Here is a 26,073-nt window from a genome sequence, read left to right on the forward strand (position 1 = left end):
CCACTGGCGGGCGTCGCCCGTCGGCGAGGCCTTGGAGGTGACGCCCGGCCAGGAGGCCCCAGGGCCTGTCCGGTCCTAGCCGACCAGGCGGCGGCGCCAGTCCAGCGGGGTGACGGTGATGGCACGGCCGGGGTCGCCGTCCCAGTCGGTGGGGAGGCCGGCGGCTTCGAGGGCGGCCACCACCTCCTGGCCGACGGCCGTGGTGGTCCGGGACGAGCCGTCGAAGCCGCCGTAGTGCAGCGTCAGTCCCTGGCCGGCCGCGGCGGCGTCCGTGCTCTGGGTGTGGAAGTAGACGAAGCCGCGGGCGTCGGGCTCGCTCTCGCCGCCGATCTCGGACTGGCCGCAGCTGTGGCAGCAGGTGAAGTTCTCGCGGGCGGTGATCCCGGCCTCCTCCAGGGCGTCGAACGCGCGGGTGAGCCGATCGGGGTCGGTCTCCGCCGGCCAGCCGGCCTGCTCCGCGAGGCGCTCCTGCCACATCCGCTCGACCAGCGCCTGCGCCTGCTCGGGCGACACGGGCCGGCGGTCCGCGGTGACCAGGTAGTCCTCGGCGAGCTCCGCCAGCTCCTCGCGGTCGGCGTAGCCGCCGACCAGCACCTCGCGGACGCGCTGCGCCAACTCCGCGCGCTCGTCCTCGTCGAGGTCCATCGCCTCTCCTGGTGGCAGCACCTCGCGGGCGGGACCGAGGTCCAGCGGCGACCACGCCGGACCGGTGTCCCAACCCGCCTGCTGGCGGGCCCAACCGCTGACCGCCGCGACCACGGCATCGGGGCCGTCGAGCGTCGCCTGGAGGTGCCGGTCGGCGGCGCCGTCGCGGTGCTCCAGCGTGTACGGCCCGCCGGACTCGTGCCAGACCTGGGCGAAGACGTCGGGCTGGTCCGGGTGCCGTCGCAGCACCAGGAACCGGTCACCCTCGTTGCCGATCCGCCGGACCAACCCGGCCAACTCCTCGGCGGACACCCGGACGTGCCGCTCGCCGTTCTCCGTCTCCACCACGATCTCAAGCATGCGCAGACTCTGGCACACTCCCCTGACAGCAGGCCGCCCGGCGTCCGTTGCGAACGGATGGACGGTGGGGAAAGCCCCATCCCGGGGACGGGGGCAGGCCGGGTGGGATCGTCGCTCCGCCGGCGCCAGGCTGAGAGGGTCCGATCAACCGTCAGTCCTCGGGCGGCCCCACTTGCTCTGCCTGGCGCCGCCGCCCGCTTGGGGGTCGTTGTGCAACACCGAACACTGCCCGCTCATCGCCGAATCCTCGTGCCGCTGGCCCTGGTCACCGCGCTCGCCGGTCCGCTCGCCCTCTGCACCACCGCCTCCGCGACGGCGGCCGGCCCGGCGCCGTCGTCCGCCTCCGCCGCCTGGCGGGTGCGGCTGGCCGAGCTGGTCCGCCAGGACGTGGCCGCCGGGGCTCCCGGTGTCGCCGTCCGGGTCGACGAGGGCGGCGGCCAGGTCCTCGACATCGCGCAGCAGGCACCCTGGTCACGGGCGGACCACCGGCTGGGCGCCGACGACGAGTTCAAGATGGGCTCCAACACCAAGACGATGGTCGCCACCGTCGTGCTGCAACTGGTCGCCGAGCGCCGGATCAGCCTCACGGATCCGGTCAGCAGGTGGCTGCCCGGTCTGATCCCGGACGGCGAGCAGATCACCGTGCGGATGCTGCTCGACCACACCAGCGGCCTGTTCAACTACGCCAACGACCCGGCCGTGCTGCGCAGTTTCACCGGCCAGGACACCCGCTCCTGGAGCCCCCGCCAGCTGATCGCCGCCGCGGTGCAGCACCCTGCACTGTTCGCCCCCGGCACCCGGTACTCCTACAGCAACACCAACTACGTCGCCCTCGGCCTGGTCGCCGAACAGGCCAGCGGCCAGGGCATCGCGGACCTGATCCGGCAACGCATCACCCAGCCGCTCCACCTGACGCACACCCACCTGGACACGGGAGGCGGCACCAGCACCCCGGGGTCGCCGAACCTGGCGCACGGCTACGAGCCGGACGCCGCCCACCTCGCCCCGGTCCTCCCGCCGGGCACGCCGCCCGGCTCGGCGTTCGCGGGTCCGGAGCGCCCCGACGGCTATGTGGACACCACCGCGACGGCACTCAGCACCGAGTGGGCGGCCGGCGGCATGGTCTCCACCGCCGGCGACTGGGCCCGCTTCGACCGGGCCCTGCTGAGCGGAAAGCTGCTACCGTCGGCGCAGTTGAAGGAGATGGAGACCACCGTCTCCGAAGGCCCGGACACCGCGAACCGCTACGGCCTGGGTCTTGAGCAGGTGGTCACCCCGTGCGGCACGGTCTGGGGCCACGACGGCCAGGTCCCCGGCTACTCCTCCGAGGAGTACACCGACCCCACCGGCCACCGCACCGTCTCCGTCTTCACCACCACCGTCTTCGGCATCGCCCAACCCCCGGCCGCAGCAGCCGACCACGCCGTGGTCGACGCGGCCGTCTGCGCGATGCTGCATGCCTGACAGCCGCCGCCGGGCGGTCGACGGGCACCGCGGGTCGCCTCACGCCGCGACTGCGAGTTCCTTGCGGGTCCGGTGGAGGAACTCGGCGACGCGGGGCTCGCGGCGCCAGGGGGCGAGGGCGGTGTGGAGGTGAGCGGTCCCCACGATCGCGAGGCGCATGCCGACCGAGCGGGTGAACACCCCGGGCGGCATGGCGGCGGCACATCGCGCTCCCCCAGGTCATCGACGCCCGCGGCACCCTCGACACCGACCGCTGGCGCGCGGGCGGCTGGACCGTCCACGCCCTCGGCCGCCCCTGACCGGCGGGCGGGGAGCGTGACAGTGGAGACGTGAACCGCCGTCGCTGCGGGGCCGGGCGCGTCAGGAACCCCCGGCCCCTCACCCTCCTACACCTGCGGCTGCTGCTGGGTGACGCAGTGGATGCCGCCGCCGCCCGCGCCGATGTAGTCGATGTCGAGCTGTTCGACGGTCCGGTCCGGGAAGAGGTCGGCCAGGGTGGACCTGGCCTCGGCGTCGGCGCGGGTGTCGCCGAACTGGGCGGAGATCACGGCGCCGTTGCAGAGGTAGTAGTTGGCGTAGGAGCCGACGAAGTCGGGGTTGGTGGAGCGGATGAGGTTGTAGTTCGGGCCCTGGATCTGGCTGACCGCCATCGGGTCCCCGTCGGCGTCGGTGGCGGCGGAGAGGATCTGGTCCTGCTGGCGCTCGTCGTTGGACCAGATGTCGGTGTCGCGCGGCTGCGGGATCTGGACGGCGGCCTGGCCGGCGCCGAGGAAGCGGGAGGTGGCGTCGACGTGGTCGTCGGTGATGTCCTGGCCCTTGATGCCGGGGAACCAGATCACCGTGGAGGCGCCGTAGGCCGCGCACATGGCGGCCTCGATCTGGGTCTGTGACAGGTCGGGGTTGCGGTTGGCGTTGATGATGCTGCTGCGGGTGGCCATCAGGGTGCCGGCGGCGTCGGTCTCGATGGCGCCGCCCTCGCAGACGAGCCCGGCGGCGGTGAAGGGGATGCCGAGGTAGGCGGCGATCCGCTGGGCGACCAGGGCGTCGTTCTGGTGCGGGTTCTGCTTGCCGCCCCAGCCGTTGAAGTTGAGGCCGACGGCGTCGAGTCCGCCGGCTCCGTCGGTGCGGAAGATCGGGCCGGTGTCGCGCATCCAGCAGTCGTCGACCGGGATCGAGCCGATCACCGTGACGCCCGAGCCGCACAGCGAGCGGGCCTTGGCGACGCTCGCCGAGTTGGCGACCATGATGACCGGCTCGTACCCGGCGATGGTCCGGGCGACGAGCGCGATGTTGGACTGGACGCCGCTGAGTTGGTTGCGCCAGATGCTGGTGCTGTCCGGCCAGGCCATCCAGGTCCGGGTGTGCGGCAGGCTGTCCAGCGGTACGTAGGAGCCGGTCGTGGCCGCTGCCCGGGCTGCGCCCGCCACCGCCCGGGTGCGGCGCGGGCCGGCCATCGCCCGGCCGCCGGTCGCGGCGGTGAGTGCGGCGCCGGCCGCGGTGAGGCCCGCGGCGGTCAGGAATCCGCGTCTGCCGAGCCCGGCGCGCGGCCGGGGCTCCTGGTGCTCGTTCATCTCGTCCTCCAGTCAACTGCCCGTGGATTCACCACGGTTGACCGGGAACATAAAACTGACCAAGCGCTCGGTCAAGAGTTCTCACAGCAACTCCCCGCGATGAGCGGCAACTCGCCCTGGCGTGCCGACGCGGACTCGTTAGAGTTGCCGCATGGTCGCGCGCGCGAAGGACGTCAGCCCTGCAACTCCCGGGAACGGCCCCGCCCTCCCGCCGGCGCCGCCCGGCCGGGCGCGGGCCTCGGCCAAGGGCGAGCAGACCCGGGCACGCCTGATCGCCGCCGCGCGGACCCTGCTGGCGGTCGCGGGCGGTGAGCGGTTCACGACCCGCAACGTGGCGGCGGCGTGCGGGATTTCGCACGGCATGTGCCACTACCACTTCGCGGACCGGACCGATCTGATCGTGGCGGTGGTCCAGGACATCCGGCCGGAGTGGATCGCCCCACTGGCGGCCGCCGTCGACGCCCCCGGCACGTTCGCCGAGCGCGCCGAGCGGGTGCTGGCGCTGCTCACCCAGCCCGAGGCCACCGACCTGGCCCGGCTGCACTCCGCGCTGCACTGGTTCGCCCTCCACGACGAGCGCGTGCGGGTCGCCCTGGACGCGGAGTACCGCCGCTGGCGGTCCTGCTTCGTCAGGCTCTTCGAGGTGCTGGCCCAGGAGCGCGGCGGCGGCATCGACCCGCGCCCACTGGGCGAGGCCGTCGCCGGGGCGGTCGACGGGCTGGCGGCCATCCAGTCCCTGGACCCGCGGCTGGACACCGCCCGCGTCCTGCGCGGCCTGGTCGGCGCGCTGGCCGCGAGCGGGCCGCAGAGGTCCTGAGCCCACCTGGCCTCAGGGGAGTGCCCGCCGGGCCGCGGCGATCCGCCGGGGGTCCCAGCCCGGTCGGGGCACGGAGTCCAGCAGCAGCCAGGTGTAGGGGTGTTCCGGCGCGGCCAGCACCTGCGCGGTGGGCCCCGACTCGACGATCCTGCCGTGCCGCATGACGATCACGTCGTCGGTGACGCAGCGCACCACGCCGAGGTCGTGGGTGATGAACAGGTAGCCGATGCCGGTCTGTTCGCGGATGTCGGCGAGCAGGTTGAGCACCTGGGCCTGCACGGAGACGTCCAGCGCCGCGACGGCCTCGTCCAGGACCATGACCGCGGGTTCGAGGGCCAGCGCGCGGGCGATGGCGACGCGCTGACGTTGGCCGCCGGAGAGCTGGCGGGGCAGCGCGCTCGCGGCGCGGGTGCCGAGGCCGACCTGGTCGAGCAGTTCGGCGATCCGGCGGCCGTGGTCGGCCCCGGGGAAGTGCAGGCGCAGGGCTTCGCGCAGCGCCGCCTCGACGCTGGTGCGCGGGTCGAGGGAGAGGTAGGGGTCCTGGAAGACCATCTGGATCTGCCGGGCCCGTGCCAGGCGCCCGGCCCTGCCCCGGGCGTGCTCGGTGCGGTCGCGTCCCTGCAGCAGCACCCGCCCGGCGTCGGCCCGCTCCAGGCCGACGATGATCCGCGCGGTGGTGGTCTTGCCGGAGCCCGACTCGCCGACGATCCCGAGCGAGCCCCCCGCGGGGAGGCTGAAGGAGACGTCGTCGACCGCTCGGACACCGCCGAACGACCGCTGCAGGCCGGTGACTTCGAGGACGGCGTCAGGCATCGGCGGCACTCTCTGCGAGGCGGTCGCTGTGGTGGCACGCGGCCAGGTGGCCGGGTGCACCGGAGGCGGCCCGCGGCTGCGGCGCCTCGGTGGTGCACACCTCGGTCGCGAAGCGGCACCGCGGAGCGAACGGGCATCCGGTCAACTCCTGACGCAGGTCCGGCGGTTGGCCGTCGATGGCGGCGAGCCGGGTGCCGGGGGCGGTCAGCTGCGGGGTGGCGGCGAGCAGCGCGAGGGTGTAGGGGTGGCGGGGGCCGGCGAACAGGGTCTCGGCCGGACCGGTCTCCACGATCCGCCCGGCGTACATCACATAGACCCGGTCGCTGATGGCGGCGGCCAGGCCGAGGTCGTGGGTGACGAAGAGCAGCGCGGTGGCGAACCGCTCCTTCAACTCACTGATCAGCGCGATGACTTCCGCCTGGCTGGTGACGTCGAGGGCGGTGGTGGGCTCGTCGGCCAGGAGCAGCACGGGATCGCCCATCAGGGCGGCTGCGATCATGACGCGTTGCAGCATGCCGCCGGACAGCTGGCCGGGATAGCGGCGCAGCACGGAGTCGTCGAGGCCGACGGCGGCCAGGAGTTCGGCGGCCCGGCGGGCGGCGTCCTCCGCGGTCGTGGTCCCGGCCAGACGGACGCTCTCGGTGAGGAAGTCGCCGACCCGGCGCAGCGGGTTGATGGCGGCCCGCGGGTCCTGGAAGATCATCGCGACCCGGCCGGTGCGCAGCGTGCGCAACTGCCGCGCATCCAGCGCGAGGACGTTCTCGCCGCCGACCTCGACCTCGCCCTCGGCCCGGGCGCCCTTGGGCAGCAGCCGGAGCACGGTGCGCGAGGTCAGGGTCTTGCCGGAGCCGGACTCCCCCACCAGGGCGACGGTTTCACCGGCCGCGACGTGCAGGTCGACGCCGTCGAGGACGGGCCGGGCGGTGCCGGGCAGGTGCAGCCGCAGGTCCCTGATGGCGAGGGTGTCGGGCGCGTCGGGGGCGTCCCGGGTGTCGAGAGTGCGGGTCATCGGTCCCTCCTGGCGACCTGGTCGGCCCAGCGTTCGCCGACGACGTTGAAGGCGACGACGGTCAGCACGATCGCCAGGCAGGGCAGGATCGCGGAGAGCGGGTAGCCGCGTTGGACGGCGGTCTGCCCGTCGAAGACCATCCGGCCCCAGTCGGGGGTCAGCGCGGGCACGCCGAGTCCGAGGTAGGACAGGCCCGCGAGGTCGATCAGGGCGTAGCCGAAGTTGATGGTGGACTGGGCCAGCACCACGGGCGCGATGTTGGGGATCACGTGCCGCAGGCAGATCTGCACGGCGGAGTGGCCCTGGACCTGGTAGGCCGCGACGTAGGGGCGTTCCCGCTCGGCGAGGACGAGGGAGCGGGTCAGCCGGGAGACGTAGGGCAGGTAGGCGATCGCCAGGGCGAGGACGGGGGCGAGCAGGCCCTCGCCGTAGACCGTGACGATGAGGATCGCGAGCAGCATCCCGGGGAAGGCGAAGACGAGTTCGGTGGCGCGCGAGAGCAGCGAGTCCAGCCAGCCGCCGCGCCAGCCCGCCGTGACGCCGACCGCGACGCCGGCGAGGGTGGAGAAGACGACCACGCCGAGCGGGCCGATCAACGAGGTGCGGGCGCCGAGCAGCAGCCGGGAGAGGGTGTCGCGCCCGGCGGCGTCGACGCCGAGCAGGTGGTCGGCGGACGGCCCGGCGAGCACGTTGCCGAGGTCGACCGTGTTCGGGTCGCCGGGGGCGATCCAGGGTGCGAGCACCGCCGCGAGGACGACCAGCAGGACGAAGCCGGCGCAGGCCAGGTAGAGCGGTTGCCGGGCGGCCCGCAGGCGGGCGAGGCCGGGGCGGCGGGTGAGGGCGGTGGTCATGCGGTGGACCTCCGGGCGCCGAGGGCGACCGTGGGGTCGACCAGCGGGAAGACGAGGTCGACGAGGAGATTCACGGTCATGAACAGCCCGACGATGAGCAGCGAGATGGCCTGGACGGTGGGGAAGTCCTTGGTGGTGGTGGCCAGTTCGAGCAGCTGGCCGATGCCGCCGATGCTGAACGCGGACTCCACCAGGACGGTGCAGATGATCAGGGTCGAGACGATCAGGCCGCCGGTGGTGAGCACGGTGCCGAGCGCGTTGCGGAACACGTGACGCCAGATCACCTGCCGCTCGGGCACACCGCGGCTGCGGGCCACGGCCACGTGCTCGCTGCCCAGTTGCTCGAGCATGGCCGCGCGGGTGACCCGGGCGAGCATCCCGATCAGGTAGAGGGCCAGGGCGATGGCCGGCAGCGTGAGGTGCCGGGCCATGTCCCCGAAGCCGTGGCCGGTTCCGCCGGTGGGGAACCAGCCGAGCCGGACGGAGAAGAGCCCCTGGAGCAGGATGGCGGCCACGAAGGACGGCGTGCCGACCGCGATGGTGGTGCTGACCAGGATCGTCGAGTCGATGGCCCCGCCGCGCACGGCGCCGATCCAGCCGAGCGCCAGGCCGGCCACCACCACCAGGACCAGCGCCATCGCGACCAGCAGCAGGGTGCTGGGCAGCCGGTCGGCCAGCAGCTTGGAGACGTCGGTGCGGTACTCGATCGAGCGCCCGAAGTCGCCCTGCAGCACCTGGCCGAGCCAGCGCAGGTAGCGCACGACGAACGGGTCGTCCAGGTGGTACTGGTGGTTGATCGCCGCCAGTGCGGCCGGCGAGGCCGAGCGCCCGGAGAGCAGGAAGCTCGCCGGATCGCCGGGCGCCAGGTACATCGCACCGAAGATCACGAAAGAGGCGCCGAGCAGGGTGGCGGCCATCTCCAGCAGCCGCCGCAGGGCGAATTGTACGAAGCTCACCGGGCCGCCCCCACGTCGGCGGCCCACGGGTAGTACATGTAGGAGATCGTGGTCGGGGCGCCGGTGATCCGCTTGTTCATGAAGAGCGAGGTCGGCCACTCGGCGACCGGGATCCACAGGTCCTGGTCGGAGGCCTGCTTGTTGAGCTGGGCCTCGATGGCCAGGCGCTGGGCCGGGTCGTAGCTGCCGACGGCCTTCTCGACCAGGTCGTCGTAGCCCTTGTCGCTGTAGCCGGCGTAGTTCTGGTAGGAGCCGGTCTGGAAGTTGGTGAGCAGGTCCATCGGGTCGGTGATGGACAGGTAGTACGTCTCGGGGAACATGTCGATGCCCTGGCGCGCCTTGGGGTCGGTGAACAGCGCGGTGAAGGCGTCCGGGGCGATCGTCTTCAGCTGGATGTTCAGCCCGATCCTGGTGCCCGCCGACTGCACGGCCGTGGCCAGCAGGGAGATGTCCTGGCCGATCGAGCTGGTGGCCATGGTGAGGGTCTTGCCGCTCGCGCCGGCCTCCTTGACCAGCTGGGTGGCCTGCGCGATGTCCGGCGCGGTCGGCTGCAGGCCGTCGAGCGCCGTCTGCCGGGTCGCCCGGTCCGCGGTGGACCAGACCGCCTTGGCGGTCAGCGAGGTGGTCGGGGTGCCGTTGCCGCCCAGGCCGGTGCTGACGAATCCGGTGCGGTCGATCGCCAGCGAGAGCGCCTTGCGGACCCGGGCGTCGCCGAGTGGTCCCTGCATGTTGGTGATGTTGACGTTGACGGTGCTCAGGCCCTCGCCGAAGTAGAGGGTGCCGGCGCTGCTGGTCTTCAGGCGGGCGTAGCTCTCGGTGGGGATGAGGTAGCCGCCGTCGGCCTCGCCGGTGAGCAGCGCGTTGGTGCGGGCGGAGGGGTCGGTGAGGAACTCGAAGACGACCTTCTTCGACTTGGCCTTCGTGCCCCAGTAGTCGTCGAAGCGGTCCAGCTCGACCGACTGGCCCTTGGTCCAGCTGCCGAGCCGGTAGGGGCCGGTGCAGTCGAGGCTGCCGCTGGTGCCGTAGTCCTTGCCGGCCGCCTGCACGCCCTGGGCACTGGCGACCACGCCGGCGGCGGTGGCCATGTACTGCGGGAACTGCGAGTCGGGGGTCTTGAGCTTGACGGTGACCTGCAGCGGTCCCGTTCTGGTGATGCCGTCGACGTTCTGGAAGACGTTCGCCCACGCGCCGCCGTTGTCCGGGTTCATCTGCCGGCTGAGGCTGAAGACCACGTCGTCGGCGGTCATCACGCCGCCGTCCTGGAACTTCACGCCGGAGCGCAGGTCGAAGACCCAGGTGGTGGGGTCGGGGTTGGTGGCGCTCGAAGCCAGGCCGGGTTCCTCCTTGAGCTGGGGCGTCCAGCGCATCAGGCTCTCGCACACGTTGGAGAGGATGGTGTTCTGCGGGTAGTCGAAGGCCTGGAGGTAGTCCAGCGTCGGCGGCTCGGCGTACAGGGCCCAGCTGAAGGAGTCGATCTCGCCCTTGGCGGCCGGGGTGCCGGCCGAGAGCGCGTAGGCGCCCTGGCCGGCGGTGCCGCCCGCCCGTGGCGGACCGGCGCAGGCGGCGACCAGGACGAAGGCGCTCAGGGCCGAGGCTGCCAGGGCGATCGCGCTGATCGCGCTGGCGTGCCTCCCGCGTCTGGCCGGGCGCGGTGGGGTGGGGGGCATCGGCGCTTCCTCTTTCCGTGTCCGATGGAGGGTGTCCGCGAGCGAGGGTGTCCGCGAGGGAAGGTGTCCGGCGGGTGCGGCCGGTGGGGGTGTCCGGCGGGCGGGTCAGGCCGTCGCGTCGGCGGCCGGGACCTGCTGGGTGATGCAGTGGATGCCGCCGCCGCCGTACGCGATGACCCGGGCACGCACCCCGACGACCTTGCGCCCCGGGTAGGCGCGGGCCAGCGCGGCCAGCGCGCCCTCGTCCTCGGGGTGGTCCGCGACGGGCACCACGACACCGCCGTTGGCGAGGTAGTAGTTCAGGTAGCCGACCTCGGTCCGCTTGCCGTCGACCTCGACCCAGGCGCTCTGCGGGAGGTCGACGATCTCGAACGGACGGCCCTGGGCGTCGGTCGAGTGCTCCAGGACGGCGCGGTTGGCGCGCATCCGCGCGTAGTCGGGGTGCTCGGGGTCGGCGGGCAGCTGGACGACGACCCGGCCGGGGGCGGCGAAGGCGCAGACGCCGTCCACGTGCCCGTCCGTCTCGGTGTCCAGCAGTCCGCCGTACGGCAGCCAGACGACCTTGCTGACGCCGAGCCGGGCCTTGAGCTCGGCCTCGATCTCCTCGCGGCCCATCCCCGGGTTGCGGTTGGGGTGCAGCAGGCACTGTTCGGTGGTGATCAGCGTGCCCTCGCCGTCGACGGTGATCGCACCGCCCTCCAGGATCATCTCGGAGCGGATCGCCGGCACCCCGAGGTGCGCCAGGAGCAGTGCACCCACCCGGTCGTCGGCGTCCCACGGGTGGTGCTTGCGGCCCCAGGCGTTGAACCGGAAGTCCACACCGGCGCGGTGGCCCTGCTCGTCGAGGACGAAGATCGGCGCGGAGTCGCGGAACCAGGAGTCGTCCATCGCCAGCTCCACGACGGTGACGCCCTCGCCGCACCGCTCGCGGGCCTCCGCGCCGTACCCGGGCGGTGCCGCCATGGTGACCGGTTCGAACTGCGCGATGGCGCGGGCCACCGCCGCGTACTCGTGCTTGACCTCCTCCAGGGTGGCGCCCCACAGGTCGGGGCGGACCGGCCAGGCCATCAGGCAGCGCTCGTGCTCGGTCCACTCGGCGGGCATACGGAAAGTCACGGCAACCTCTTCCTGAACGGGTCTGGTACGGGCCTGCGGCGCTCGGCCGGGTGGAGCCGACCGGTGGCGACCGGACGGCGGCCCGGGGCCGGCGGAGGGTGGGGCCGGGGCCGGGGCTGGGAGGCTCACCGGCCGGCCGTCGGAACTCCCGGCTGGGGAACGGGAGCTGGGGTGTGCCCCGCATCCTTCATTGAACTGAAAATTCAGTCAAGCCTTTCGGCTAGAGTAAGTCCATGTCGGACCGCCGGACAGAGATACTCAAGGCAGCCACCCGCGTGATCGCGCGGCGCGGCGTGCGCGGACTTCGCGTGGGCGAACTGGCGCAGGAGGCGGGGGTCTCGACCTCGCTGATCTACTACCACTTCACCGACCGCGCCGGGATGCTGCGCCAGACGCTCGAATTCATCACCGACCGCGCCGACCGGTACACGGCACAGCCGATCCCCGGCGCGGACCCCGACGACCCGCGGGCCGACCTGGCGCAGGTCCTCCTCCTGGAGCTGCAGGACGCCCCCGAGGTGCGGGAGAACAGCACCGCCTGGGGCGAACTGCGCGCCAGCGCCGTCTTCGAACCGGACCTGCGCGAGGACCTGGCGCGGTCCACCCACACCTGGGTCCACGAGATCGCCGACCTGCTCGCCCGCGCCGACCCGCTGGGCACCGCCCCGGCGCACGCGGCCGCCGCCGAGCGCCTGACGGCCCTCACCGAGGGGCTCAGCGTGCGCTGGCTCAGCGGCTCCCTGTCGCTGGACCACGCCCGGCAGCTGCTCGAAGGCGCCATCGACACCGAGCTGGGCGCCTGCTGACCTCGTGCCGCCTGGCATTCCGGTCAGGAGGAGGCCCGCAGGTCGCGTAGGGTATCGAGCCATGGCAGGTCGTCGAACAGTCATCATGGAGGCCGCCGCGCGGGTGATCGCGCGGCGGGGAGTCCGCGGTCTTCGCGTGGAGGAGCTCGCGGCGGAGGCCGGCGTGTCCACCGCGCTGATCTACTACCACTTCAAGGACCGCACGGGGATCCTGCGCCAGACGCTGGAGTTCATCAGCGACCGCGCCGAGCGCTACACCAGGCAGCAGCTGGAGGGCGGCCAACCGCTCAGCGCCCGTGAGGAGTTGGAGCAGGCCCTGCTGCTGGAGCTGCAGGACACCCCCGAGGTGCGGGAGAACAGCACCGCCTGGGGGGAGCTGCGCGCCAGCGCCGTCTTCGAGCCGGAGCTGCGCGAGGACCTGGCCAGGGCCACCCTCGTCTGGGTCCAGGAGATCGCCGCGATCCTCGGGCGCGTCCAGCCCCTGGGGTCGGCGGTGGCGCTGGCCGGCGCGGCCGAGCGGCTGACCGCCCTGCTGGAGGGGCTCAGCGTGCGCTGGCTCAGCGGCGGGCTGCCGCTGGAGCACGCGCGCAGCCTGATGTCCGCCGCCGTCGACGCCGAGGTGGCGCGCCTGCGCCCGTAGGCCGTCCCGGCCCCCTCCTGGCATCCCCCCGGCCCCGGGCATCCGCCCGGGGCCTCGGCATGCGCCCCGCCGGTACCGCCCGCCGGCATCCTCGCAGCTCAGAACTTGACTGACTTTTCAGTCAGTGCGACAGTGGGCCCATCGCCAGACCCGGGCAGGTTCGAGTGCACCTCCCGGCCCGCCAGCTAGGCGTAGCCGCTTCCGTCGCCGCTTCCGTAGCCGCTTCAAGCGCATACCGCCGACCGCTCCCCCGCCGATCCGGGCGGTCGTCGGTGCCCCTGGCCCGAGCCACACTTGACCTGGAGACCCCCATGACCGACCCGTACTCGCGCCCCTCGCTCGGTGAGCGCCTCTTCGGCGCCGCCCCGTCCCGCCGCACCCTGCTCGGCACCGCCGGCCTGGGCGCCGCCGGGCTCGCCCTGGGCTCGCAGGTCCTCGGCGCCTCCCCGGCGTTCGCCGACGGCGGCGGCGCCCCGCGCCCCCGGGTGCCGATGGACGACGTCCCGCACGCCCGGACCTGGATGTCCTGGCCGTCCCGCACGTCGGTCTGGGGCCGCCGGCTGCGCGGCGTGCAGGAGGACATCGCGCTGATCGCCCGCACGATCGCGCGCTACGAGCCCGTGGTCATGTGCGCGCCGGACGACTACTCGGCCGAGGAGGCCCAGCACGCCTGCGGCCCCGGCGTCCACGTGATCGACTCGATCCCGACGGACGACCTGTGGATGCGCGACATCGCCCCGGTGTTCCGGCGGGACGGCTACGGCGGGCTGCAGGCCGTCGGGCTGAACTTCAACGGCTGGGGCAGGAAGCAGGTCCACACCGACGACGCCCACGTCGCCGAGAACCTCGCCCGCCTGAGCCGCCTGCCCTTCGTCCGCGCCGAGTTCGTCGGTGAGGGCGGCGGGATCGAGACCGACGGCGACGGCACGGTGTTGGCGACCGAGAGCAGCCTGGTCAACAAGAACCGCAACCCCGGCTGGAGCCGCGACGACGTCGAGGCGGCCGTGCTCGACGCCTACGGCGCGGAGAAGATGATCTGGGTGCCCGGCATCAAGGGCCAGGACATCACCGACGACCACATCGACGTCACCTCCCGGTTCGTGCGCCCGGGCCTGGTGCTGGTCCAACTGCCGCCGGAGGGGCGCAAGGACGTCTGGGCGCGGGACGCGCGCGAGCAGTTCGCCATCCTGAACACCGCGACCGACGCGCGCGGGCGCCGCCTGCAGGTCATCGTCGTCGAGGGTCCGGACACCGTGCGCTCCAAGCGCGCCGACTTCGTCGACTCCTACCTCAACTTCCACCTCGTCAACGGCGCTGTCATCGCGGCCCAGTTCGGCGACGGCTACAAGGACGCGGCGGCCAAGCGGACCCTGGAGGCGGCCTTCCCCGGCCGCGAGGTCGTCCAGCTCGACGTCGACCGCCTGATGGCGGGCGGTGGCGGCATCCACTGCTCGACGATGCAGGAACCGCTCCCGTAGGGCCTGTCCGACGACTCCGCGCTCCGGCGCGCCTCCCCCGTACCAGCTCCACCGCACCCCCGGAGAACCACGTGGCCCTGTCCGCCCTTTCCCGCCGCACGATGCTGCGGTCCCTCGCCGGAGCCGGCGTCGTCGCGCTCGGCGCGGCTGCCTGCACCGGACCCGACGACCTGGACGACACCGCCGATGCCGGCCCGCCCTCCGGCTCACCCCAGCCGGGCGGGGCGAGCGGCGCGGCGCCCGGTCGCCGGCTCGGGGCCGAGTGGGAGAAGCACGCGCGCACGTTCATGGCCTGGCCCGCCTCGCAGGACGTCTGGGGCGAGCAGCTCGACGCCGTCCGCAAGGACATCGCGGGCGTGGCGCGGGCGATCGGCAGCCGCGAGCCGGTGGTCCTGCTGGTGCGGCCCGGCCAGGAGAGCGGGGCGAAGAACGCCTGCGGCTCGAACGTCGAGGTCTTCTCGACCCCGGTCGACGACCTGTGGGCGCGCGACACCGTGCCGGTCTTCGTCGAGGAGGGCGGCAAGGTCAAGGGCGTCGACTTCAACTTCAGCGGCTGGGGCGGCAAGCAGCAGCACGCGAACGATGCCGGCATCGCCCGCGCGGTGCTGGCCAAGTACGGCATCGAGCGGATGCAGACCCCGATCGTCGCCGAGGGCGGCTCCTTCGAGACCGACGGCCAGGGCACCCTGCTGATCACCGAGAGCTCGGTCGTCAACAACAACCGCAACTCCGGCAGGAGCCGCGACCAGGTCGAGGCCGAGCTCAAGAAGGCGCTCGGGGTCACCAAGGTGATCTGGCTGGCCGGCGTGCGGGGCAAGGACATCACCGACGCGCACGTGGACTGCCTGGCCCGGTTCGCCGCCCCCGGCGTGGTCTTCCTGGACCAGGCCTTCCCCGGCATGCCGGCGGACGTCTGGTCGCGCTCGGCCGACCAGGCCCGCGCCGTCCTGGCGGACGCCACCGACGCGACCGGCAAGAAGCTCAAGGTCATCGAGATCCCACAGCCGGACCCCGACCGGATCACCGGCCGCGGCGACGCCTTCGTCTCCTCGTACATGAACTTCTACGTCGGCAACAAGGGCGTCTACCTGCCGCTCTTCGGCGACCAGCAGGCCGACGACCAGGCGCAGCAGATCATGAAGGACCACGTCCCGAACCGCGAGATCGTCCCGGTCCGGATCGACACCATCGCCTCCGGTGGCGGCGGCATCCACTGCTCCACCCACGACCAGCCGGCCGGGTGAAGCCGTGCAGCTGACTCCGACCGAGCGCGACCGGCTGCTGATCTTCACCGCCGCCGAACTCGCCCGCGCCCGCCGCGCCCGCGGCGTGCGGCTCAACGTGCCCGAGGCCACCGCGCTGATCGCGGACACCGTCTGCGAGGCGGCCCGCGACGGCCTGCGGCTGGCCGGGGCGATCGAGCGCGGGCGCCAGGTCCTCGGCCCGCAGGACGTCCTGCCGGGCGTGCCGGACCTGGTCACCGAGGTCAACGTCGAGGCGGTGTTCGCCGACGGCACCCGGCTGGCGGTGGTCGCCGACCCGTTCGGCGGCGGCAGCCTGGGCGAGGCGGCGCCCGGGGCCGTCACCTCCGGCACCTTCGACGCTTCCGGCACCTCCGGCCCCGACACCGCGTACGTGCCGCAGCCGGTCCGCGGCCTGACGGTCCGCAACACGGCCGGCGTGCCGGTCAGCGTGACCTCGCACTTCCACTTCTTCGAGGCCAACCCCCGCCTCGACTTCGACCGCGCCGCCGCCTACGGCATGCGGCTGGCCACCCCCGCCGGGGCCTCCACCCGCTTCGACCCGGGCGCCACGGTCGAGGTGGCGCTGGTGCCGATCGGCGGCGCCCGCGTCGCGATCGGCTTCGCCGGGCTGGTCGACGGCCCGCTCGATGCCCCGGGCGCCAAGCAGCAGGCGCTGCGCCGGGCCGCCGCGTGCGGCTATCTCGGGGCCCTGGCCGAAGCCCCTCTTGGCGACGAGCTGGAGGACGAACGGTGAGCTCCACGATCGAACCGCACGAGTACGCGGCCGTGCACGGCCCGCGCGCCGGGGACCGGGTGCGCCTGGGCGACTCCGGCCTGGTGGTGCGGGTCGAGTCCGACTCGCAGCTGCCGGGCGAGGAGTTCCTGGTCGGCTTCGGCAAGACCGCCCGCGACGGGCTGCACCTGAAGGCCGCCACCGTCCGCGAGACCTGCGACGTGGTGATCAGCAACGTGCTGGTGATCGACCCGGTCCAGGGCATCCGCAAGACCTCGATCGGCATCCGCGAGGGCCGGATCGCCGCGATCGGCCGGGCCGGCAACCCGGACACCCTGGACGGGGTCGAGGTGGTGGTCGGCACCGGCACCACGATCGTCTCCGGCGAGGGCCTGATCGCCACCGCCGGCGCCATCGACACCCATGTGCACCTGATGTCGCCGCGCATCATGGAGGCCTCGCTCGCCTCCGGCGTCACGACGATCATCGGCCAGGAGATCGGCCCCGCCCGGGGCGTGGGCGTCAACTCCCCCTGGGCACTGCGGCACGCCTTCAACGCCTTCGACGCCTGGCCGGTCAACATCGGCTTCCTGGGGCGCGGTTCGTCCTCGGAGCAGGGCCCGCTGGTGGAGGCGCTGGCCGAGGGCGGCGCCTGCGGCTTCAAGGTGCACGAGGACATGGGCGCGCACACCCGCGCACTGGACACCGCACTGCGGGTGGCCGAGCAGCACGACGTCCAAGTGGCGCTGCACACCGACGGGTTGAACGAGTGCCTCTCGGTCGAGGACACCGTCGCCGTGCTGGAGGGCCGCACCATCCACGCCTTCCACATCGAGGGCTGCGGCGGCGGACACGTGCCCAACGTGCTGAAGATGGCCGGGGTTTCGAACATCATCGGCTCCTCCACCAACCCCACCCTGCCGTTCGGCCGGGACGCGGTGGCGGAGCACTACGGCATGATCGTCTCCGTGCACGCCCTGAAGACCGATCTGCCGGGCGACGCGGCGATGGCCCGCGACCGCATCCGTGCCGGGACCATGGGCGCCGAGGACGTGCTGCACGACCTCGGGGTCATCGGCATCACCTCCTCCGATGCCCAGGGCATGGGCCGGGCCGGCGAGACCGTCCGGCGCACCTTCGCCGTGGCGGCCAAGATGAAGGCCGACCTCGGGCCGATGGAGGGCGACGGGCCCGCGGACGACAACGCCCGGGTGCTGCGCTACATCGCCAAGCTCACCATCAACCCGGCCATCGCGCATGGCCTTTCGCACGAGGTCGGCTCGATCGAGGTCGGCAAGCTCGCCGACGTGGTGCTCTGGCGGCCCGCGTTCTTCGGCGCGAAGCCGCAGATGGTCCTCAAGGCCGGGTTCCCCGCCTACGGCGTGACGGGCGACCCGAACGCGGCCACCGAGGCCTGCGAACCGCTCGTCCTCGGACCGCTGTTCGGCGCGCACGGCGCGACGGCCGCCGACCTGTCGGTCGCCTTCGTCAGCCGCGCCGCGGCCGAGTCCGGCTCCTTCGGGCGACCGTACGACGCGATGGCCACCCGGCGCCGCCGGGTCGCGGTCCGGGGCTGCCGGGGCATCGGCCCGGCCGACATGGTCCGCAACGGCCGCCTGGGCGAGGTCCTGGTCGACCCCCGCGACGGCCTGGTGACGCTCGACGGCGCACCGGTGCGCTCCGAGCCCGCGCAGGAGGTGCCGCTCAGCCGCCTGTACTTCCTCTGACACCCGCCGCGTGTCGACGGACCTCGCTCCGCCGCCCGGCGCCGATCGTCACGACGGCGACGCGCCCGGGGAGCCGGGGGCGGCCGGCTGCTGCTGCGTCGAGCAGTGGATCCCGCCGCCCCCGGCGGCGACCGCGTTGATCGACACCTGCACGACCTTGCGCCCGGGGTGGAGGTCGGCCAGGATCCCCGCCGCCTGGTCGTCCGCGCTCTGGTCGCCGAACTTCGGTGCGATCACACCGCCGTTGACCACGTAGTAGTTGATGTAGGTCGCGAGGAAGTCCTTGCCCTCGCCCTCGATCTTGTCCGGGTCCGGCTCGGTCAGCTCGACGACCCGCAGCTTGCGCCCCTTCGCGTCGGTCGCCGAGTCGAGCACCTGGAGCGCCTGGTCGGACGCCTGGGACCAGACGTCCGGCGGGCTGCCCGCCGCCGGCCGGTGCAGGACGACCACGCCCGGCTCGGCGAACCTGGCCAGGGCGTCGACGTGGCAGTCGGTGATGTCCTGGCCGGCCACCCCCTGGAACCAGAGGACCTTGGTGACGCCCAGCAGCTCCTTCAGCGCCGCCTCGATCTGGTCGCGGGTCTTTCCCGGGTTCCGGTCGGCGTTGACCCAGGAGCTCTCGGTGGCCATCAGCGTGCCCTGGCCGTCGACCTCGATGGCCCCGCCCTCACCGGTGACCGGCGCCTGGATGCGCCGGATCCCGTACGTGGCGAGGAGGTTCTTCGCGACCTGGCTGTCGTTGTCGTGGGTCTGCTTCCCGCCCCAGCCGTTGAAGTTGAAGTCCACACCGGCGAGCCCCTGCGGCCCCGTCACGAAGGTCGGGCCGGTGTCCCGGGCCCACAGGTCGTCCACCGTCAGCTCGATCACCTCGACCGAGGAGCCGCACATCTGCCGCGCCTGATCGGCCTGGTCGGATCGTGCCATCATCACCACGGGCTCGAACCCGGCGACCGCCATCGCCACGTTCGCGATGTCCTGGCGCACCGCCGGGAGCTGACTGCCCCACACCTCCTCCAGCGCCGGCCAGGCCATGAACGTCCGCAGGTGCGGGAGCCACTCGGCCGGCATCGACTCCACGGCGGCGGCCGCGCTCGGCGTCGCCGTGGCACCTGCTGTGGACGTGCCGCCCGCCGCGGCGGTGCCGCCCGGTGTGACGCCGGGCGAGCCCGCATCGTCACCCGAACCCGACGTGCACCCCTCGACCAGCGTCAGGGCCGCGAGGGCCGCGCCGGAACGCAGCAACGACCGTCGGGAGGGATGGCGGATCTCCACGGGCACCTCGGCTCTCCTGGCTGCGCGGCAGCCGGCTTCCGTCACGTTCGGCGACCTCCTCACGATACTGACGCAAAAGTCAGGATCCGCCGCGCCGCGTCAGGCCACCGGGGTGAACTGCGGCAGCTGCTCCAGGCTCTCGCGGACCGCCGTGAAGCCGTAGTCGAGCATCTGCAGCTCGTAGGCCTCGACGGCGGCGCGCAGCTCGGCCTCACCGCGGTGCACCGCGGCGAGCGAACGGCAGAGCAGGGCGGCGTCCCGGAACGCCGTGTTGGCCCCCTGGCCGCCGCTGGGCGGCATGACGTGGATCGCGTCGCCCAGCAGGGTGACCCGACGGGTACCCCAGTGCGGCACCGCCCGTGCGTAACGGACCGTCAGCGGGGAGCTGTTGAGGACGTCGGAGTGGCGGACGAGGTCGACGAGATCCGGGTGCCAGCCGTCGACCAGCGCGAGCAGCCCGTCCCGGGCGCTCGCCCAGTCACCCGGCAGCGGCGCCCCGGCCCCGCCGGACCCGGCGGAATCGGCGCACTCGCCGGACCCGGCGGCGAGCGGAGCGGGCAGCATGACCGCCCAGCGCAGGTAGCTGTCGATGTCCGGCAGGTCGACCTCCGGTGCCAGCTCGGCCGCCGCGAGCCTCGGCGAGCGCGGGAACTCCATCCGGCCCAGCAGCATGCTCGCCCCGGGTCCCTGCACGATCGTGCCGAAGCCCGGCACCAGGGCGGCGAACCGCTCGGTCAGCGGGGTGCGGCCGAGCAGCGCGTTGCCCGGGACGGTGACCACCTCGGCGTCCGGCAGCAGTTGACGGCGCACCGGCGAGCCCACGCCGTCCGCGCCGACGAGCAGGTCGCCCACCGCGCTGCCGCCGTCGGCGAAACGGGCCTCGACCGTTCCGTCCGCCCGCTCGGTGTACCCGACCACCGCCCGGCCGAACTCGACCCGGTCGCCCAGCCCGGCCAGCAACAGCAGCCGCAGCACCTGCCGGTCGGCCGCCGCTCCCCCGTCGGCCCGCGGGAGTTCGCGCACCAGCCCGAGGTGCTGGTCGACCACCCGGCGCTCGCCGGAGATCGACCCCAGGACCGCCTCCAGCAGACCGTACATCCGGTCGGGCAGGCACTCCCGCAGCGCAGCCAGCCCCACCGGGCCCAGGCCGACCCGGAACCCCTGGTAGCGGCTGTCCGCCGCCGCCTCCCGTTCGTAGACCCGTACGTCGACGCCGGCCCGGAGCAGCCCCTGCGCCAGACAGAGCCCACCGATCCCCGCACCCGCCACCATCACCCGCATGTCACTGCTCCCCGCCCTCGACGATCCTGATCCGCCATCAGCCTGCCGCCCCGGCGGGCCCCGGCGACAGGGCGGGCCGTCACCGATGCGCGATGACAGCTGTCACATCCCGGCGGATGCGGCGGGCCCGTGGCGTCGTGGGAGTGGCTCCCGGGCGGGCGGGTAGGCGGGGTGCGGCAGTGCACCGGCGCGGCGACGCGACGGTGCCAAGGCACAGATGGAGGGAGCCTTTCCATGGCCGAAGTCAACGCGACCGTCGGGGTGTACAAGTCCATGCACTACGCCGAGGAGGCGGTGCGCATCCTGCTCGCCCAGGGGGTACCGGCCTCGGAGCTGTCGGTGATCGGCCAGGACCTGCGGAGTCAGACCCAGATCCACGGCTTCGTCACCACCGGCGATGTCGCGAAATCGGGTGCGACCGCCGGTGCTTGGACCGGCGGGCTGTTCGGGGTGCTCTCCGGCACCGCCCTGCTGCTGGTGCCGGGCGTAGGACCGCTGCTCGTCCTCGGCCCGCTGGCCGCCGGCGCCGTGGCGGCGGCCGAGGGCGCGGTCACCGGCGGCGGACTGGGCGCGCTGCTGGGCCACTTCATCGCCAAGCGCCACATCCCCAAGTTCCGCGGGCACCTCGAAGCCGGCAGCTACCTGGTCGTCCGGCACGGACCGGACGCGGCCCGGGGGGCCTCGGTGTTCCAGGACACTCCGGCCACCGAGGTCGAGCACCACCAGGACCTGCTGGCCCACGGCGCACCGACCGGCCGCGCCTGAGGTTCAGGGCTGGTCCGGCGCCGGGTGCCACTCCGCGAGGAGGATGGTGGCGTCGTCGGTGAGGCGTCCGTTGCGGTGGCCGAGGATCGCGTGGATCAGGCGGCGCAGCGCCTCGGAGGCGTGCTGACCGGCCGCGGTGGCGCGGATGACAGTGTCCACGAGGCGGGCCTCGCCGAAGAGTTCGCCGTCCTCCGAGCGGGACTCGGTGACCCCGTCGGTGTAGACGAGGATCCGGTCGCCGGGTTCGAGCTGGACCTGGTGCAGCGCCGGGTCCGGCGCCGGGTAGCCGGGTCCCAGGCCCAGCGGCAGGTTGGCGCGGCGGGTGAGGGCACCGGCGACGACGTTCTGGTGCCTGATCAGCAACGGCGCGGGGTGGCCGCAGTTGACCCAGCTGAAGTGCCCCGTCCGGAAGTCGAGTTCGGCGAAGACCGCGGTGAGCAGCCGGTCGGGCACCCAGCGGGCGAGCGCCTGGTCCACCTCGGCGGCGATCTCGCTCGTCCCCAGGCCGCGGCGGCGGGCGGCCCGGCAGCCCGCCACGGCGAGCGCGGCGCAGAGCCCGGAGGCGGTGTCGTGGCCCATCGCGTCCACCACGGTCAGGTGCAGGGTCTCGCCGAGCGCGTGGTCGAAGGCGTCGCCGCCGATCTCGTAGGCGGGCTCCAGGACCGCGCTGGAGGTCACCGCCCGGGTGCCGATGGTGCGGGGCGGCATGAACGCCCAGGCGAGTTCGGCCTGCCGGCGCATCGGCCTGCTCCGGACCAGCTGCTGCAGGGTGTCGCTGTAGCTGCCCTTGGAGACGATGAGCAGGGCCACCAGGCCGGCGAGCGTCCGGCACTGCCCGAGGTCCTGGCCGACCGGGCCGGTGGCTTCGAGGTGCAGCACGCCGATGCGTTCGATGCCGTCGCTCAGCGGCAGCCACAGGCTGGTGCCGGGCTCGTTGCCGATCTGGGCGTTCTGGGAGCGGTAGGCCAGTCCGGCCAGGGTGCGCTCCACGCTCAGCGCGGGGCCGTGGCCCGCGAGCGGGACGAGGTGCTCCTGCTGGACGTCGGCGAGGTAGATGTCGGCACCGGTCAGGCCCATGGCACGGGCCGCTTCGGCGACCAGGCCGACCAGCTCCTCGGCCGCCACCCGGTGCGATCGCTCCAGGAGGTCCGCGATGAGCGCGCAGAAGCCGCTGTCGTCCACGGCTCCACCCTCCGTCGCCGCCCCGCCGACCGCCAACCGTGCGGCGCGGCGCCCACTGCCCGGTGCCTGAAGCCCGGTGCCCGGTGCCCGCGGCCGGTCAGCCGGCGCCGGGCAGCCGCACGTGCAGGGTGCCGTCGCCGTCGGTGCGGGTGTCGAACCGGGGCTGCGGGGCGGTGGCCGGACCGTCCACGTTCCAGCCGTCCGCCACCCGGAACACGCTGCCGTGCCAGGGGCACCGGATGCGGCCGTCGACCAGCTCGCCCTCCGGCAGCGGGCCGGAGAAGTGGCTGCACCGGGCGGCCAGGACGTGCACCGCGTGCTCCGATTCGCGCACCACCAGCACCGGCACCTCGCCGACGACGCGCCGGCACGCCTCGCCGACCGGGAAGGCGTCGACCGGGCCGAGCGCGTGCCAGCCCGGTTCGACCAGGTGCGCCACCGGTTCGGTCTTGTTCGCCCCCGCGCTCTGCCGGTAGGCCAGGTGTCCGCCCAGGAACCCGCCGGCACTGGCCACCGTCAGGCCGGTGAAGCCGAGGACCCGGCCCCAGCCGTGACGGCCCCGGCCGCGGGCGGCCCACGACCCGCCGTACAGGCCGATCGCCGCACCCATGCCGACCGCGTGCACCAGCCCGGTGCGCATCTGCTGCTCGTGCTGCTCGGCCCAGTCCACCCAGCCGGCCCACGCCGCCGGCACGGCGGCGACCGTCCCGAGGGCCACCATGAGGTGGGCGTGGCGGCGGGCACCGGGCACCAGGTCCAGGACGGCGGCCGAGGACCAGGCGCCGATCGGGATCTGCACCAGCATCGGGTGCATCGGATGGCCGAGCGGACGTCCGTGCAGGACGGCACGCAGCCGGCCCAGCGGCAGGGCCCGCACGAAGCGCTGGAGCGGTCCGGTGAGGACGTCGAGCTGGTGGGCGTCGGCCAGCGCGTCGAGCGCCTTCAGGAGCCGCTCGGCGGCGGCTCCCGGCTCGTCGGCGGCGGCGGTGACGGTGTCCGTCACGCGGTCGAAGAGGCTCCTCGTCATGGGCACCAGCCTGGGTGGCCGCGGCCCGCGGTGCGCGCCGGTGTGGGCCGGCCGGAGCAGCCGGGCCCCGCGGACCTGTCGGCCGCCCGCACGCGGAGGCCCTGGCGCGGGCGGAGGAGCACGCCGTGGGAAGGACCGTGGCGGGCACCGAGCCCGTTCGGCACCGGAAGCCGGGCGGATGCCGCGGCCCGCACGGGGTAGCCGGAGCCCGACCAGACGGCCCGTCGAGGAGACCTCATGATCGTCTGCGCACTGCTCGTCCCCCCGGCCCTCCTGCTCGGAGTGCTCCTGCTCGGCCGCTTCGAGGAACGGGTGCTGGGCTCGCCCCCTCCGGTGCGGCCCCGGCTGCGCCTGCTCAGCGGTTCGGCGAAGGCCGGCACCGCGGAGCCGGCCGGCCCGGGCGCGCTGCCCCGGGGACTGCCCCGGGGACTGCCGCAGCAGCAGGACCGGCCGGTCGAACCGGCGGCCTGAGACCCGGCCGCCCCGGCAACGGCCTCCTGGCGCCGGCGGGTTCCGGCGCCCCGCGGGGCTCAACCCTCGGCGGCAAGACGGTTGAGCCACTCCCCCAGCAGCTGCCGCTCGGCGCGGCTGAGGCTGGTCTGCTCGGGCAGTGCGGCGCGCAGGGCGCGGGCGGCGCCGGCCGGGCCCGAGTCCCGCACGGCCGGCTGCTGGTTGGTGACCGCGGCGACCATGCACTCGCGGAGCGTGGTCAGCAGGGCCGGGTAGCGCCGGTCCTGGGGCAGCGAGAGCCAGGTGAGCACCGCGCCGCGCGCCGTGGCGTGGATGATCTGGGCCGCGAGCTCCTCGTCGACCCGGAGCCAGCCGCCGGCGGCCAGGCGCCGGATGCGGCCCAGCAGGACCTCCATGCCGGCCTTGAAGGCGGCCGAGGCGGTCCTGCTGGGTTCGGTGTACATCAGCGTGTACAGCGCGGGGTTGGCCAGGCCGAATTCGACCGCGACGTCCCAGCCGCCCCTCAGGTCCTCGATGGGGTCCCGGGGCTCGGGGTCGATGTGCTTGCCGGCGAGGAACGTGGCGAAGCCGTCAGATGGGAGCGAGCGCGACCTCGCGCTTCCAGGCCTGCCGCGACCATGCCGCCACCGAGGAGGCCCTGCGCACCTGCGGGGTGCCGTTCACCTCGCTGCGCAACGGCTTCTACGCCACCAGCGCGGCGCACTTCCTCGGCGACGCGGCGCGCTCGGGCCGGTTCGCGCTCCCCGCGGACGGGCCGGTCGCCTGGACCGCGCACGCCGACCTCGCCGAGGCGGCCGCCGCCGTCCTGGCCGACGAGGGCCGCTTCGAGGGCCCCACCCCGCCGCTCACGGGGGCGCAGGCGCTCACCTTCGACGAGCTCGCCGCCGTCGCCGGCAAGCTCACCGGCCGCACCGTCACCCGGACCACCCTCCCCGACGACCGCTTCCGGGAGCAGCTGGTGGGCCAGGGCGTCCCCGCGGGGACGGCGGACCAGTTGCTCGGCATCTTCGCCGCCGCGCGTGCCGGCGAGTTCGCCACCGTCGACCCGACACTCGCCACCCTGCTCGGCCGTGCCCCCACAGCCGTCGGCACGGTGCTGCGCGAGCAGCTGTCCAGGGCGTGATCCGCCGCGGGCTCCGGGTGACGCCCCCCGCCCGCCCCGGCGTCCGTCACACCGTCTGCGAGGCGATCTCGGCCCAGACCGTCTTGCCCGCGCCGTGGCGCTCGACGCCCCAGCGGTCGGCGGTCTGCTGGACGATGAACAGGCCGTGGCCGCCGGGCAGCCCAGGGCGGTGCGGGTACTGGAGGGCGGGCAGCGCCCTCGAGCCGTCGCTGACCTCGATCCGCAGGCGGGTCTCGCTGGCCTCCAGCGCGATCTCCAGCGGGCCGCCGGCGTGCCGGGCGGCGTTGGCGACGAGTTCGGTGACCAGCAGGACGATGTCCTGACCCAGGTAGGGCGCGGGCCACGACCACTCGGCGAGGGCCGTGCCGGTGAACGCCCGGGCCCGGGCGGCCGGGCCCGGCAGGCCCGCCAGTCGCAGGCTGCGGCGCTGGCCGCCGAGCGGCAGCACGGGGCCCGGGTGGACCAGGTCACGCGGCAGGACATCCCGGCTCGTCGTCATGTGCGGGCATCCCTCTCGGTCTCGGCGCTCGGTTCGCCTGGACGGCTGCCCGGCCGGGGCCGGATCATGCGTGCCGTCCGCCGGACGGGCGCCCGGTCAGCACGGCGCGGTGGCCGCGAGGGCGGCCCGGACGGTGGGGTGGAGCGAGAAGACGGTGTCGGCGCCGGTCAGTTCCAGCAGGCGCGTCACCGTCGGGGAGGGCGCCGCGAGCCGGAAGTCGGTGCCCGCCGCCACCGCGGCCATCCGGACCTTCAGCAGCAGGTTCAGACCGGAGGAGTCGCAGAAGCCCACCCCCGCGAGGTCGACCACCAGGACGCGCGGACACTGCGCGACCAACCGGTCGAGTGCCCGTACCGCGGGGGCCAGCGACTCGATGTCGAGTTCGCCCGCCAGGGCGCAGACGGCCGCCGTGGGGTCCGGGTGCCGGATCTCCACGGTCACGCCGGTCTCCTGACCCGTGCCGCCGAGCAGCGTGGTGATGGGATCGTTCGGGCCTGGCATGGTGGTCGCCCCCTCCACGGAACTTCCTGACGGTCCTGCGCACCGTGCGACATGA

General features: G+C 73.8%; 27 protein-coding genes. 11 read left to right on the forward strand and 16 right to left on the reverse strand.

What is annotated here, in order from left to right:
* Window positions 1–75: 75 nt before the first annotated feature.
* Complete coding sequence (locus OG500_RS03655; protein WP_327064898.1) at window positions 76–1,005, reverse strand: DUF6891 domain-containing protein; 930 nt, start codon at window positions 1,003–1,005, stop codon at window positions 76–78.
* A gap of 249 nt (window positions 1,006–1,254) precedes the next feature.
* Here OG500_RS03655 and OG500_RS03660 point away from each other — a divergent pair, with 249 nt between their 5' ends.
* The gene (locus OG500_RS03660; RefSeq protein ID WP_327064899.1) at window positions 1,255–2,469 is read left to right on the forward strand and encodes a serine hydrolase domain-containing protein; all 1,215 of its coding nucleotides are present in this window, start codon (window positions 1,255–1,257) and stop codon (window positions 2,467–2,469) included.
* Between the two features lie 39 nt (window positions 2,470–2,508).
* On the opposite strand, the gene OG500_RS03665 is transcribed toward OG500_RS03660, so the two are convergent.
* On the reverse strand, window positions 2,509–2,661 hold the full coding sequence (locus OG500_RS03665) for a hypothetical protein (protein WP_329576471.1): 153 nt from the start codon (window positions 2,659–2,661) through the stop codon (window positions 2,509–2,511).
* A gap of 194 nt (window positions 2,662–2,855) precedes the next feature.
* A complete protein-coding gene (locus tag OG500_RS03670; protein ID WP_329576475.1) occupies window positions 2,856–4,040 on the reverse strand; it encodes an agmatine deiminase family protein in 1,185 nt (394 codons plus the stop codon).
* Window positions 4,041–4,191: 151 nt separating this feature from the next.
* On the opposite strand from OG500_RS03670, the gene OG500_RS03675 reads away from it, so the two are divergent.
* Window positions 4,192–4,857, forward strand: coding sequence for a TetR/AcrR family transcriptional regulator (locus OG500_RS03675; RefSeq protein ID WP_329576479.1), 666 nt, complete (start codon window positions 4,192–4,194; stop codon window positions 4,855–4,857).
* 12 nt (window positions 4,858–4,869) lie between these two features.
* Here OG500_RS03675 and OG500_RS03680 read toward each other — a convergent pair whose 3' ends face one another.
* From OG500_RS03680 to OG500_RS03705, 6 genes are all read right to left on the reverse strand, one after another.
* Window positions 4,870–5,670 (reverse strand): ABC transporter ATP-binding protein, encoded by an 801-nt coding sequence (locus OG500_RS03680; RefSeq protein WP_329576482.1) that lies wholly within the window; start codon window positions 5,668–5,670, stop codon window positions 4,870–4,872.
* Window positions 5,663–6,679, reverse strand: a complete 1,017-nt coding sequence (locus tag OG500_RS03685) for an ABC transporter ATP-binding protein (protein WP_329576484.1) — start codon at window positions 6,677–6,679, stop codon at window positions 5,663–5,665. Before OG500_RS03685 ends, OG500_RS03680 begins: the two co-directional genes overlap by 8 nt.
* A complete protein-coding gene (locus tag OG500_RS03690) occupies window positions 6,676–7,530 on the reverse strand; it encodes an ABC transporter permease (RefSeq protein WP_327064905.1) in 855 nt (284 codons plus the stop codon). The genes OG500_RS03685 and OG500_RS03690 overlap by 4 nt, the downstream gene beginning before the upstream one ends.
* Window positions 7,527–8,486, reverse strand: coding sequence for an ABC transporter permease (locus OG500_RS03695; protein ID WP_329576489.1), 960 nt, complete (start codon window positions 8,484–8,486; stop codon window positions 7,527–7,529). Before OG500_RS03695 ends, OG500_RS03690 begins: the two co-directional genes overlap by 4 nt.
* The gene (locus OG500_RS03700; protein WP_329576492.1) at window positions 8,483–10,153 is read right to left on the reverse strand and encodes an ABC transporter substrate-binding protein; all 1,671 of its coding nucleotides are present in this window, start codon (window positions 10,151–10,153) and stop codon (window positions 8,483–8,485) included. Before OG500_RS03700 ends, OG500_RS03695 begins: the two co-directional genes overlap by 4 nt.
* Before the next feature lie 105 nt (window positions 10,154–10,258).
* Entirely contained in the window at window positions 10,259–11,269 is a 1,011-nt protein-coding gene (locus OG500_RS03705) for an agmatine deiminase family protein (protein ID WP_329576496.1), read from the reverse strand.
* A gap of 233 nt (window positions 11,270–11,502) precedes the next feature.
* Here OG500_RS03705 and OG500_RS03710 point away from each other — a divergent pair, with 233 nt between their 5' ends.
* The 6 genes from OG500_RS03710 to OG500_RS03735 all read left to right on the forward strand — a co-directional run bounded on the left by OG500_RS03710 (window position 11,503) and on the right by OG500_RS03735 (window position 17,897).
* On the forward strand, window positions 11,503–12,075 hold the full coding sequence (locus tag OG500_RS03710; RefSeq protein WP_327064909.1) for a TetR/AcrR family transcriptional regulator: 573 nt from the start codon (window positions 11,503–11,505) through the stop codon (window positions 12,073–12,075).
* A gap of 61 nt (window positions 12,076–12,136) precedes the next feature.
* Window positions 12,137–12,715, forward strand: a complete 579-nt coding sequence (locus OG500_RS03715) for a TetR/AcrR family transcriptional regulator (protein ID WP_327064910.1) — start codon at window positions 12,137–12,139, stop codon at window positions 12,713–12,715.
* 311 nt (window positions 12,716–13,026) lie between these two features.
* Window positions 13,027–14,193: an agmatine deiminase family protein gene (locus OG500_RS03720; RefSeq protein ID WP_329576499.1), complete on the forward strand. Its 1,167-nt coding sequence runs from the start codon at window positions 13,027–13,029 to the stop codon at window positions 14,191–14,193.
* Between the two features lie 77 nt (window positions 14,194–14,270).
* A complete protein-coding gene (locus OG500_RS03725; protein ID WP_329587392.1) occupies window positions 14,271–15,437 on the forward strand; it encodes an agmatine deiminase family protein in 1,167 nt (388 codons plus the stop codon).
* 4 nt (window positions 15,438–15,441) lie between these two features.
* A complete protein-coding gene (ureA, locus tag OG500_RS03730) occupies window positions 15,442–16,191 on the forward strand; it encodes an urease subunit gamma (protein ID WP_329576502.1) in 750 nt (249 codons plus the stop codon).
* Complete coding sequence (locus OG500_RS03735) at window positions 16,188–17,897, forward strand: urease subunit alpha (RefSeq protein WP_329576505.1); 1,710 nt, start codon at window positions 16,188–16,190, stop codon at window positions 17,895–17,897. The genes ureA and OG500_RS03735 overlap by 4 nt, the downstream gene beginning before the upstream one ends.
* Window positions 17,898–17,945: 48 nt before the next feature.
* On the opposite strand, the gene OG500_RS03740 is transcribed toward OG500_RS03735, so the two are convergent.
* Both OG500_RS03740 and OG500_RS03745 read right to left on the reverse strand, forming a co-directional pair.
* Entirely contained in the window at window positions 17,946–19,175 is a 1,230-nt protein-coding gene (locus tag OG500_RS03740) for an agmatine deiminase family protein (protein WP_329576508.1), read from the reverse strand.
* Between the two features lie 93 nt (window positions 19,176–19,268).
* Window positions 19,269–20,450 carry an FAD-dependent oxidoreductase gene (locus OG500_RS03745; RefSeq protein ID WP_327064915.1) on the reverse strand — a complete coding sequence of 394 codons (1,182 nt, stop codon included), beginning with the start codon at window positions 20,448–20,450 and terminating at the stop codon, window positions 19,269–19,271.
* Window positions 20,451–20,684: 234 nt separating this feature from the next.
* On the opposite strand from OG500_RS03745, the gene OG500_RS03750 reads away from it, so the two are divergent.
* Window positions 20,685–21,215, forward strand: coding sequence for a general stress protein (locus tag OG500_RS03750; protein WP_327064916.1), 531 nt, complete (start codon window positions 20,685–20,687; stop codon window positions 21,213–21,215).
* Between the two features lie 3 nt (window positions 21,216–21,218).
* Here OG500_RS03750 and OG500_RS03755 read toward each other — a convergent pair whose 3' ends face one another.
* The gene (locus OG500_RS03755) at window positions 21,219–22,397 is read right to left on the reverse strand and encodes a PP2C family protein-serine/threonine phosphatase (RefSeq protein WP_327064917.1); all 1,179 of its coding nucleotides are present in this window, start codon (window positions 22,395–22,397) and stop codon (window positions 21,219–21,221) included.
* A 97-nt stretch (window positions 22,398–22,494) separates the two neighbouring features.
* A complete protein-coding gene (locus tag OG500_RS03760) occupies window positions 22,495–23,424 on the reverse strand; it encodes a Rieske (2Fe-2S) protein (RefSeq protein ID WP_327064918.1) in 930 nt (309 codons plus the stop codon).
* A 237-nt stretch (window positions 23,425–23,661) separates the two neighbouring features.
* Between OG500_RS03760 and OG500_RS03765 the strand changes: the two genes are divergently transcribed.
* Complete coding sequence (locus OG500_RS03765) at window positions 23,662–23,895, forward strand: hypothetical protein (RefSeq protein WP_327064919.1); 234 nt, start codon at window positions 23,662–23,664, stop codon at window positions 23,893–23,895.
* A 59-nt stretch (window positions 23,896–23,954) separates the two neighbouring features.
* Here OG500_RS03765 and OG500_RS03770 read toward each other — a convergent pair whose 3' ends face one another.
* Window positions 23,955–24,338: a hypothetical protein gene (locus OG500_RS03770; RefSeq protein ID WP_327064920.1), complete on the reverse strand. Its 384-nt coding sequence runs from the start codon at window positions 24,336–24,338 to the stop codon at window positions 23,955–23,957.
* Window positions 24,339–24,469: 131 nt separating this feature from the next.
* Here OG500_RS03770 and OG500_RS03775 point away from each other — a divergent pair, with 131 nt between their 5' ends.
* On the forward strand, window positions 24,470–25,018 hold the full coding sequence (locus OG500_RS03775; RefSeq protein ID WP_329576517.1) for an NmrA family NAD(P)-binding protein: 549 nt from the start codon (window positions 24,470–24,472) through the stop codon (window positions 25,016–25,018).
* Window positions 25,019–25,064: 46 nt separating this feature from the next.
* Here OG500_RS03775 and OG500_RS03780 read toward each other — a convergent pair whose 3' ends face one another.
* Window positions 25,065–25,517, reverse strand: a complete 453-nt coding sequence (locus OG500_RS03780; protein ID WP_327064921.1) for an ATP-binding protein — start codon at window positions 25,515–25,517, stop codon at window positions 25,065–25,067.
* 96 nt (window positions 25,518–25,613) lie between these two features.
* The gene (locus tag OG500_RS03785) at window positions 25,614–26,018 is read right to left on the reverse strand and encodes an STAS domain-containing protein (protein WP_327064922.1); all 405 of its coding nucleotides are present in this window, start codon (window positions 26,016–26,018) and stop codon (window positions 25,614–25,616) included.
* Between the last annotated feature and the right edge of the window lie 55 nt (window positions 26,019–26,073).

The sequence above is a fragment of the Kitasatospora sp. NBC_01250 genome (assembly GCF_036226465.1).
Taxonomy (GTDB): Bacteria; Actinomycetota; Actinomycetes; order Streptomycetales; family Streptomycetaceae; genus Kitasatospora.

What these genes read in the sequence shown, in the direction of transcription:
- OG500_RS03700 (WP_329576492.1), bottom strand. Translation starts at nt 10,153, where the DNA reads ATGCCCCCCACCCCACCGCGCCCGGCCAGACGCGGGAGGCACGCCAGC.
- OG500_RS03770 (WP_327064920.1), bottom strand. Translation starts at nt 24,338, where the DNA reads ATGTACACCGAACCCAGCAGGACCGCCTCGGCCGCCTTCAAGGCCGGC.
- OG500_RS03680 (WP_329576482.1), bottom strand. Translation starts at nt 5,670, where the DNA reads ATGCCTGACGCCGTCCTCGAAGTCACCGGCCTGCAGCGGTCGTTCGGC.
- OG500_RS03665 (WP_329576471.1), bottom strand. Translation starts at nt 2,661, where the DNA reads ATGCCGCCCGGGGTGTTCACCCGCTCGGTCGGCATGCGCCTCGCGATC.
- OG500_RS03760 (WP_327064918.1), bottom strand. Translation starts at nt 23,424, where the DNA reads ATGACGAGGAGCCTCTTCGACCGCGTGACGGACACCGTCACCGCCGCC.
- OG500_RS03690 (WP_327064905.1), bottom strand. Translation starts at nt 7,530, where the DNA reads ATGACCACCGCCCTCACCCGCCGCCCCGGCCTCGCCCGCCTGCGGGCC.
- OG500_RS03750 (WP_327064916.1), top strand. Translation starts at nt 20,685, where the DNA reads ATGGCCGAAGTCAACGCGACCGTCGGGGTGTACAAGTCCATGCACTAC.
- OG500_RS03775 (WP_329576517.1), top strand. Translation starts at nt 24,470, where the DNA reads ATGGGAGCGAGCGCGACCTCGCGCTTCCAGGCCTGCCGCGACCATGCC.
- OG500_RS03675 (WP_329576479.1), top strand. Translation starts at nt 4,192, where the DNA reads ATGGTCGCGCGCGCGAAGGACGTCAGCCCTGCAACTCCCGGGAACGGC.
- OG500_RS03765 (WP_327064919.1), top strand. Translation starts at nt 23,662, where the DNA reads ATGATCGTCTGCGCACTGCTCGTCCCCCCGGCCCTCCTGCTCGGAGTG.
- OG500_RS03785 (WP_327064922.1), bottom strand. Translation starts at nt 26,018, where the DNA reads ATGCCAGGCCCGAACGATCCCATCACCACGCTGCTCGGCGGCACGGGT.
- OG500_RS03685 (WP_329576484.1), bottom strand. Translation starts at nt 6,679, where the DNA reads ATGACCCGCACTCTCGACACCCGGGACGCCCCCGACGCGCCCGACACC.
- OG500_RS03655 (WP_327064898.1), bottom strand. Translation starts at nt 1,005, where the DNA reads ATGCTTGAGATCGTGGTGGAGACGGAGAACGGCGAGCGGCACGTCCGG.
- OG500_RS03720 (WP_329576499.1), top strand. Translation starts at nt 13,027, where the DNA reads ATGACCGACCCGTACTCGCGCCCCTCGCTCGGTGAGCGCCTCTTCGGC.
- OG500_RS03745 (WP_327064915.1), bottom strand. Translation starts at nt 20,450, where the DNA reads ATGCGGGTGATGGTGGCGGGTGCGGGGATCGGTGGGCTCTGTCTGGCG.
- OG500_RS03670 (WP_329576475.1), bottom strand. Translation starts at nt 4,040, where the DNA reads ATGAACGAGCACCAGGAGCCCCGGCCGCGCGCCGGGCTCGGCAGACGC.
- OG500_RS03710 (WP_327064909.1), top strand. Translation starts at nt 11,503, where the DNA reads ATGTCGGACCGCCGGACAGAGATACTCAAGGCAGCCACCCGCGTGATC.
- OG500_RS03715 (WP_327064910.1), top strand. Translation starts at nt 12,137, where the DNA reads ATGGCAGGTCGTCGAACAGTCATCATGGAGGCCGCCGCGCGGGTGATC.
- OG500_RS03780 (WP_327064921.1), bottom strand. Translation starts at nt 25,517, where the DNA reads ATGACGACGAGCCGGGATGTCCTGCCGCGTGACCTGGTCCACCCGGGC.